The organism is Mycolicibacterium brisbanense, from assembly GCF_001570425.1.
In the GTDB taxonomy this organism is placed as follows: Bacteria; Actinomycetota; Actinomycetes; order Mycobacteriales; family Mycobacteriaceae; genus Mycobacterium; species Mycobacterium brisbanense.
Window position 1 is genome coordinate 22,380 of record NZ_BCSX01000043.1, and the last position, 7,280, is coordinate 29,659.

The following is a 7,280-nucleotide window of genomic DNA, read 5'->3' on the forward strand; positions in this document are numbered from 1 at the left end:
ACTTTCATCACGTGGCATACATCACTTGACTTCCGCGGAATCGCAGCTCAGGTATCCCACTTGTAGCAGTTAGTTGCCACTCCGACACCGAAGCCGTGGCAAACGGAACGAGATGGGAGAGGCACCGTGATCACCAGAATGGCACAGTCCGCGATCTACACCGTGCTGGCCTTGGCAGCGATCGTCGTCGGCTCGCTCGCCGGCCCGGTCGCGACCGCCAGCGCTGCCGACGACGCGTGTGCGAACGTCGAGGTCGTGTTCGCCCGCGGGACGTTCGAAGCACCCGGGGTCGGTGCGACGGGGCAGGCCTTCGTCGACGCCCTCACCGACCGGCTGCCCGGAAAATCCATCGACGTCTACGCGGTGAACTACCCGGCATCGCTGGACTTCGGCCAGGCGGTTGACGGAATCGCCGACGCCAGCAACAGGATTCAGTCGATCGCCGCGAACTGCCCGGCGACCAAGATCGTGCTGGGCGGCTACTCGCAGGGCGCCGCTGTGGCCGGCTACACCACCTCGGCTTCCGTCCCCGCCGGATTCGTCCTGCCCGCCAGCATCTCAGGCCCGATGCCGCCGGCCGTCGCCTCGCACGTCGCCGCCGTCGCCCTGTTCGGAACGCCCGACGACTGGTTCCTGCACCTGGCCGACCGCGACGCACCGTCCATCGCCATCGGACCGCTGTACTCCGCCAAGACCATTCAGCTCTGCGCGACGGGTGACCCCGTGTGCTACCCCGGCGGCCTGAACCGCTCGGCGCACAGCTCCTACAAGGACAACGGGATGGCCATCCAGGCAGCCGATTTCGCGGCCCGCCAGCTGGGTGTCTCCGCTCCCGCCGCGACCGTGGTGCAGACCGCGGGCGACGCCGGAAACTAACAGAACCCCGGGCCGACGGCCGGAAGCAGGTCCGCACAGGACCGCTTCCGGCCGTCGCTCGTTGTAGAACACCGACCGCGCGGCCGTTGACAGTGCTCACAACTGACGGGCACGCTGGTTTCATGAATCTGCCCGGTAGCTGGACAGATCGGCCGGTCGCCGCCGTGCGGCGCAACGCCGCCGAAACAGTGTTCGACGACCTGTGTTCGGCCATCGAAAACGGCGACCTCCCGCTCGGGGAGAAGCTGCCGCCCGAGGCGGCCCTCGCCGCGCGTTACGGAGTCAGCCGCTCGGTCGTCCGGGAGGCGCTGCGGTCCTGCCAAACACTCGGACTGACCGAGACCAAGACCGGTTCGGGCACCACCGTGATCTCCACCCACGCGGCCGCTCCGCGCTACGGCCGCTTCTCGGCGCGCGACCTCGTGGAGGCCAGGCCATACATCGAGGTGCCGGCCGCCGGGTGGGCGGCCCGCCGCCGCACCGATGAAGAATTGGCTGCTCTGACGAAGATCGTCGACGCCATGAGCGCCGAAACCGATCCCGCCCGGTGGGTCAAGATGGACACCGAATTCCACCTCGGCATCGCTCGCGCGTCGGGCAACGAGGTGTTCGCGACCGTGGTCGGCGCCATCCGCGGCGCGCTGTCGATCCAGTCGCGGCTGCTCAACGCGAGCATCCATGAACGACGCACCGCATCCGACCGCGAACACCGCCGAATCCTCGACGCCATCGCTGCCGGGGACTTCGCCGACGCCTCCGACAGCATGCGGCAACACCTGGATCGCGTCGAGGACGCGGTCAATAAGTTGACTTCGATGACCCCTTGAGGCCCTGAACCGAAGTTCACCTCCTTGACGTAAAAACGTGACCGGTGTCACACTCGTTCGGTCAAGCTGTCTGACAGCCGCACAGCCGAGATTGGACTCCGATGACCGCGCAGTCTCCGCAAGCCCAACCCGCCACCGCCCCGTCGCCGAACCTGACCAAGGAAGACGCCGGCTATCACAAGGGCCTCAAGCCGCGGCAGTTGCAGATGATCGCCATCGGCGGAGCGATCGGCACCGGACTGTTCCTCGGCGCAGGCGGTCGCCTCGCCTCGGCCGGTCCTGGACTGTTCCTGGTGTATGCCGTCTGCGGCGTCTTCGTGTTCCTGATCCTGCGGGCACTCGGAGAGCTCGTATTGCACCGGCCGTCGTCGGGTTCGTTCGTGTCCTACGCCCGCGAGTTCTACGGCGAGAAGGCGGCATACGCCGTCGGCTGGCTGTACTTCCTGAACTGGGCGATGACCGCCATCGTGGACACCACGGCCATCGCCACCTACTTCCACTACTGGAAGACGTTCGACGTCATTCCGCAGTGGCTGCTGGCGTTCCTCGCGCTGGCGATCGTGCTGTCGGTCAACCTGATCTCGGTCAAGATGTTCGGCGAGATGGAGTTCTGGGCCGCACTGATCAAGGTGCTGGCGCTCATGACATTCCTCGTCGTCGGCACGATCTTCCTCGCCGGCCGCTATCAGGTCGACGGTCACAGCACCGGCCTGAGCGTCATCGCGCAACACGGCGGACTGTTCCCGACAGGCGCGCTGCCTCTGCTGATCGTCACATCCGGTGTGGTATTCGCCTATGCCGCAGTCGAATTGGTGGGCACCGCAGCCGGTGAGACCGCCGAGCCGGAAAGGATCATGCCGCGTGCCATCAACTCCGTGGTGGCCCGCATCGCGATCTTCTACGTCGGATCAGTGGTGCTGTTGGCCCTGCTGCTGCCCTACACCGCCTACGACAAGCACCAGAGCCCGTTCGTCACGTTCTTCTCCAAGATCGGCTTCGCCGGTGCAGGAGACATCATGAACGTCGTGGTGCTCACCGCGGCGTTCTCCAGCCTCAACGCCGGGTTGTACTCGACGGGCCGCATCCTTCGGTCGATGGCGATGAACGGCAGCGCACCGAAGTTCACCGCGCGGATGTCGCGCAACGGCGTGCCTTACGGCGGCATCGTGCTGACATGCGTGATCTGCCTTTTCGGCGTGGTACTCAACGCTTTCGAGCCCGGCGAGGCGTTCGAGATCGTGCTCAACATGGCAGCGCTCGGCATCATCGCGTCGTGGGGCACGATCGTGCTGTGCCAGCTGCGGCTGGTGAAGATGTCCCGCGCAGGCATCATGAAACGGCCCAACTTCCGGATGCCACTCACGCCCTACAGCGGATACGCGACACTGCTGTTCCTCGTCGCGGTCCTGGTGCTGATGGCCTTCGACGCTCCGATCGGCACTTGGACCGTCGGGACGCTCGTCGTCCTCATCCCGATGCTCATCGGCGGCTGGTACCTGGTGCGTGGCCGCGTGATGGAGGCCGCAGGCGAACGCATGGGCTATACGGGCGAATTCCCGGTGGTGGCGAACCGTCCGGTGGATCCTGAAGAGTGAAACTCACACCGGATCGCGATGATGAGGTGGACCGATGACCCGTAACCGCTACGCCGCCCGCCCGCCGCTGTACGGGATGGTGATGGTGTTCCTCGCGATGGCGATCGTGGCAGTCACCGCGTATTACCACCTCGGCTGGTGGTCGATCATCGGCTATGCCATCGCAGCGGTCACTGCGGTCGGCGGGTTCGCGCTCGCCTTCCGCGACTTCTCTTGACGCAGCGCTGCGATGAGCGACACCACAGCAGCTCAGGTCGACGAGATCGCACCGGACATCTACCGGATCTCCACCTGGGTGCCCGGCATCACCGAGCACGGTTTCACCTTCAATCAGTTCCTGTTGACCGGCGACCAGCCGTTCCTGTTCCACACCGGCATGCGGTACCTGTTTCCATCGGTGTCCGAGGCGATCAAGCGCGTACTGCCACTCGACCAGCTGCGCTGGATTTCCTTCGGCCATCTCGAAGCCGACGAATGCGGCGCGATGAATCAGATGCTGGCAGCCGCCCCGAACGCCGAGGTGATCCACGGTCCGTTGGCCATCATGCTGTCGCTGGCCGACATGTGCGACCGGCCGCCGGTTCCCGCACCCGACGGCGCGCACGACATCGGTGGCCACCGGCTGAGATTCATCGCGACGCCGCACGTGCCCCACAACTGGGAAGCTGGTCTGTGGTTCGACGAAACCACTTCGACCCTGCTGGCCGGCGATCTCTTCACCCACACCGGGCGATGCCCGGCACTGACCGAATCCGATTGCGTGGCACCAGCACTGGAGGCCGAGGAGCTTTTTCACGCGACCGGCCTGACCAGCAATCTGGCGGCTACCCTGACCCAGCTGGCCGAGCTGAACCCGACGACGCTGGCGATCATGCACGGCTCATCGCACAGCGGCGACGGTTCCGCCCAGCTGCGCGCCCTTGCCGACGGATATGCGGCGATGGTCGGCGCGTCATAACCCGTCGGCGCCGCAGACTGCATAGCCTTGTCGCGTGACGGCTCGGCCACTGCTGGGTGCCCTCCTGACGGCAGGCGCCCTGCTCACCGCGTGCCACTCCAGCATCGAGGGCGCGCCCGTCACCAGCCCGCCGTCGCTGACCGAGCCCACCTTCCCCACTCCCCGGCCGAGCCGGTCGAGTCCTGCGCCCTCACCGAGCACCACCACACCGCCTTCGCCCACCTCGCAAGCGCCGCCCGGCACAACACAATCCCCGCCCGGTGCAACCGCGCTCCAGCCCACGAACGGCTATGTCTTCATCCAGACCAAATCCGGTAAGACGCGCTGCCAGATCTCCAGCCGGGAAGTCGGCTGCGAATCAGACTTCACCAACTCACCGGTCGTCGACGGCGCACCTGCCAACGGCGTACGGGTCAGCACCGGCGGTCAAACCCATTGGGTGTTGGGCAATCTAGGTGACATTCCGGCGGTGACGCTGGACTACCGCACCTATCGGGCACTCGGTTGGACCATCGACGCCGGCAGCGACGGCACCCGGTTCACCAACGATGCGACCGGTCACGGCATGGTCGTCGCCGTCCAGGGAGTGGAGAGCTTCTAGGGTTCTGCCTAGAGTTGTGCCATGACTTGCAGCGAGGAGCCGAAGGCGGATCGCGCATGAGCACTGCCGCCAAGCGGGAGCGCGCCGCGCTCGTCGAAACCATGCGTGGGGCCGGTCCGGACGCACCCACTCTCTGCGAGGGGTGGAACGCCCGCGATCTTGCCGCTCACCTGGTCGTGCGGGAACGCAGGCTCGATGCGGCGCCCGGCATCCTGGTGCCGCAACTCGCCGGCTATACCGCCAAGGTGCAGGATCAGGTCACCGCGGACACCGACTGGGCCGAGCTGGTCGACAAGATCGCCGCGGGCCCGCCCCTGTACTCACCGTTCTTCCTGCTCGACCCGCTGATCAACGTCGGCGAGATGTTCATCCACAACGAAGATGTCCGGCGAGCCCAACCTGACTGGAAGGCAAGGGAACTCGACGACGCCACCGTCAGCGCCCTGGCCCGGATGGTGCCCAACATGGCCAGGATGACGATGTCGAAGTCTCCAGCCCGCGTCACGCTGAACACGCCCGAAGGCAAAACACTGACCACCATCGGCCGCGGCCCAGAGGTCATCGTCACCGGTGCTCCCGGTGAGCTGTTGATGTTTGTCGCGGGACGCGAGCAGGCCGACGTGACGTTCTCGGGCGACGATGATGCCGTCGCCGCCCTGCGCTCCGCCCGCCGCGGCCTCTAGGGATCGTCGGGCCCGTCCCGGTTGTTCGGGCTTTGCGTGGTGTGGGGGTGTGCGCAGTGCTGCTTGTCCGCGGGGATCTCCGGGTTGCGGTGGGCTTGTGGGCCCGGGTCGGTGGCGTCACCCACGCTGCGGTCTGACTCGATCTCCGAGTTTTCGGGGGCCTCGAGCTTCCGGTCGTCTTCGGTAGCCGGGTCTGCGGTCTCTCCCCTATCGGTGTCTGACTCTGCGTCCGAGTTCTCGGGGGTCTCAAGTTCCTGGTCGCTTTCCGGGACCGGATCGGTCGCGTCACCCATATCGCTGTATGACTCGTCGGCTGGGGAGTACCGGTCCTCCGGGGCGCGGTCGCTGTCCGGGGCCTCGTCCATATCGCTATGTGACTCGTCGTCCGGGCAGCACTGGTCCTCAGGGTCGCGATGGTCTTCCGGCGCCTCACCCATATCGCTGTCGGATTCGTCGTCCGGGTAACGCTGGTCTTCAGGCTCTCGGTTGCGGTGCGGCGGGTCGTCGGCCTCGCCCCAGGCGCCCACGTTTCCCACGTCGCTGTCGCTGTCGGTGCTGGTGGTGGTGTGGAAGAGGTCTTCGGGGTGCCAGTAGTGGTTGAGGCGGTCTTGGCCGGTGTCGAGCAGGGGTGGGGGGATCCATTCGACGCGGCCGTCGTCGCGTACCCGCGTGGTCCATCCGTGCTCGCTGACCAGGCGATTGTCTTTCGGGCAGGCCAGGGTCAGGTCGGTGATGTCGGTGTGGCCGCCTTGAGCGTAGTCCCGATCGGCGTGATGGCCTTGGCAGCGATCCGGTGGGTGCGGGCATCCGGGTTTGGTGCAGCCGCCGTCGCGGGCGTGCAGCGCCAGGCGTTGCCCGACGGAGGCCAGCCGCTTGGAGCGCCCCAGATACAGCGGGACTTCTTTGTGGTCGGCGAACACCGCCAGGTAGTGCCGCGCGGGGGCGGCCATGGCAATGACCTGCGGGATGGACAAGCGGGTGCCGCTGGCGGTGGTGGCGATCCCGGACAACGATTCCAACTCTCGAACCGTGGTCGAGATCACGACTGACACCGGTAATCCGTTGTGCTGGCCCAATTTGCCTGACGCCAGCAGGGACCGGCCCATGGCCAGGAACGCGTCATGGGTGCGTTGCGCGTGGGTGCGGGTGTCGGCGGCGATGGCCTCGGCGCTGGGGCTGCCCGCCAGGCAGGGGTGGTCGTCGTCGCGGTTGCACATACCCGGGGCGCCCAGTTTCGCGGTGATCGCGGTGAGCACCGCGGTGGTTTCGGCGTCGAGGTAGCCGTGGATCTTGCTGGTCCCGTCGAGGCCCTGCGGGCAGATGGTGATGCCGCGGCGGCGGGCTTGGATGTCCTCGGGGGGTTCGGGGCCGTCCTGGTTGAGCAGGAACGTGATGCGCTCAGCGCAGCGTCGCAGGATGTCGGGGGAGTTGGCGGCGGCGATGCGGGCCAAATCCGAGTCGATCTCCTCATGGGTTGTGGCGTCGAGGGGCACCGGGCAGGTGTCGAAGAACTTCTTGATCACGGCGACGTGGTCGGTGTTGATCTGCCCGGCGGCTTGGGCGGCGGCCGTCGCGGGCAGCACTGGGTCGAGGGGTTCGCCCGATACTGCGGCCCGCGGGCCGAGCAGGGCGGCGTCGGTGACGCGGCGTTTGGCTTCGGTGGGGCTGATCCGCAGCCGGATGCTCAGCACGTCGGCCCAGTTTTTGCCGCCGATGTCGCGGGCGGTGGTGCGTGATTGG

Annotated in this window: 8 protein-coding genes; 7 read left to right on the forward strand and 1 reads right to left on the reverse strand. The window is 66.6% G+C overall.

The window, feature by feature from the left end; translation table 11 throughout:
* Positions 1 to 138: 138 nt before the first annotated feature.
* The 7 genes from RMCB_RS24255 (at position 139) to RMCB_RS24285 (ending at position 5,540) form a co-directional block, all read left to right on the forward strand.
* A complete protein-coding gene (locus RMCB_RS24255; protein WP_062830826.1) occupies positions 139 to 876 on the forward strand; it encodes a cutinase family protein in 738 nt (245 codons plus the stop codon).
* Positions 877 to 998: 122 nt separating this feature from the next.
* Positions 999 to 1,703: a FadR/GntR family transcriptional regulator gene (locus tag RMCB_RS24260; RefSeq protein ID WP_062830817.1), complete on the forward strand. Its 705-nt coding sequence runs from the start codon at positions 999 to 1,001 to the stop codon at positions 1,701 to 1,703.
* Between the two features lie 101 nt (positions 1,704 to 1,804).
* Entirely contained in the window at positions 1,805 to 3,298 is a 1,494-nt protein-coding gene (locus RMCB_RS24265) for an amino acid permease (RefSeq protein ID WP_062830818.1), read from the forward strand.
* Positions 3,299 to 3,332: 34 nt separating this feature from the next.
* Positions 3,333 to 3,515, forward strand: coding sequence for a hypothetical protein (locus tag RMCB_RS24270; protein ID WP_029373941.1), 183 nt, complete (start codon positions 3,333 to 3,335; stop codon positions 3,513 to 3,515).
* Between the two features lie 12 nt (positions 3,516 to 3,527).
* The gene (locus RMCB_RS24275) at positions 3,528 to 4,256 is read left to right on the forward strand and encodes an oxygen-binding di-iron domain-containing protein (RefSeq protein ID WP_062830819.1); all 729 of its coding nucleotides are present in this window, start codon (positions 3,528 to 3,530) and stop codon (positions 4,254 to 4,256) included.
* Positions 4,257 to 4,290: 34 nt separating this feature from the next.
* Positions 4,291 to 4,857: a hypothetical protein gene (locus tag RMCB_RS24280; RefSeq protein WP_062830820.1), complete on the forward strand. Its 567-nt coding sequence runs from the start codon at positions 4,291 to 4,293 to the stop codon at positions 4,855 to 4,857.
* Positions 4,858 to 4,913: 56 nt separating this feature from the next.
* Positions 4,914 to 5,540, forward strand: a complete 627-nt coding sequence (locus RMCB_RS24285) for a TIGR03085 family metal-binding protein (protein WP_062830821.1) — start codon at positions 4,914 to 4,916, stop codon at positions 5,538 to 5,540.
* On the opposite strand, the gene RMCB_RS24290 is transcribed toward RMCB_RS24285, so the two are convergent.
* On the reverse strand, positions 5,537 to 7,280 hold a 1,744-nt coding region (locus tag RMCB_RS24290; RefSeq protein WP_084388602.1), incomplete at its 5' end, for an HNH endonuclease signature motif containing protein. The genes RMCB_RS24285 and RMCB_RS24290 overlap by 4 nt on opposite strands.

Coding starts and splice junctions, on each gene's coding strand:
- RMCB_RS24260 (WP_062830817.1), top strand. CDS start 999: ATGAATCTGCCCGGTAGCTGGACAGATCGGCCGGTCGCCGCCGTGCGG.
- RMCB_RS24285 (WP_062830821.1), top strand. CDS start 4,914: ATGAGCACTGCCGCCAAGCGGGAGCGCGCCGCGCTCGTCGAAACCATG.
- RMCB_RS24255 (WP_062830826.1), top strand. CDS start 139: ATGGCACAGTCCGCGATCTACACCGTGCTGGCCTTGGCAGCGATCGTC.
- RMCB_RS24270 (WP_029373941.1), top strand. CDS start 3,333: ATGACCCGTAACCGCTACGCCGCCCGCCCGCCGCTGTACGGGATGGTG.
- RMCB_RS24265 (WP_062830818.1), top strand. CDS start 1,805: ATGACCGCGCAGTCTCCGCAAGCCCAACCCGCCACCGCCCCGTCGCCG.
- RMCB_RS24275 (WP_062830819.1), top strand. CDS start 3,528: ATGAGCGACACCACAGCAGCTCAGGTCGACGAGATCGCACCGGACATC.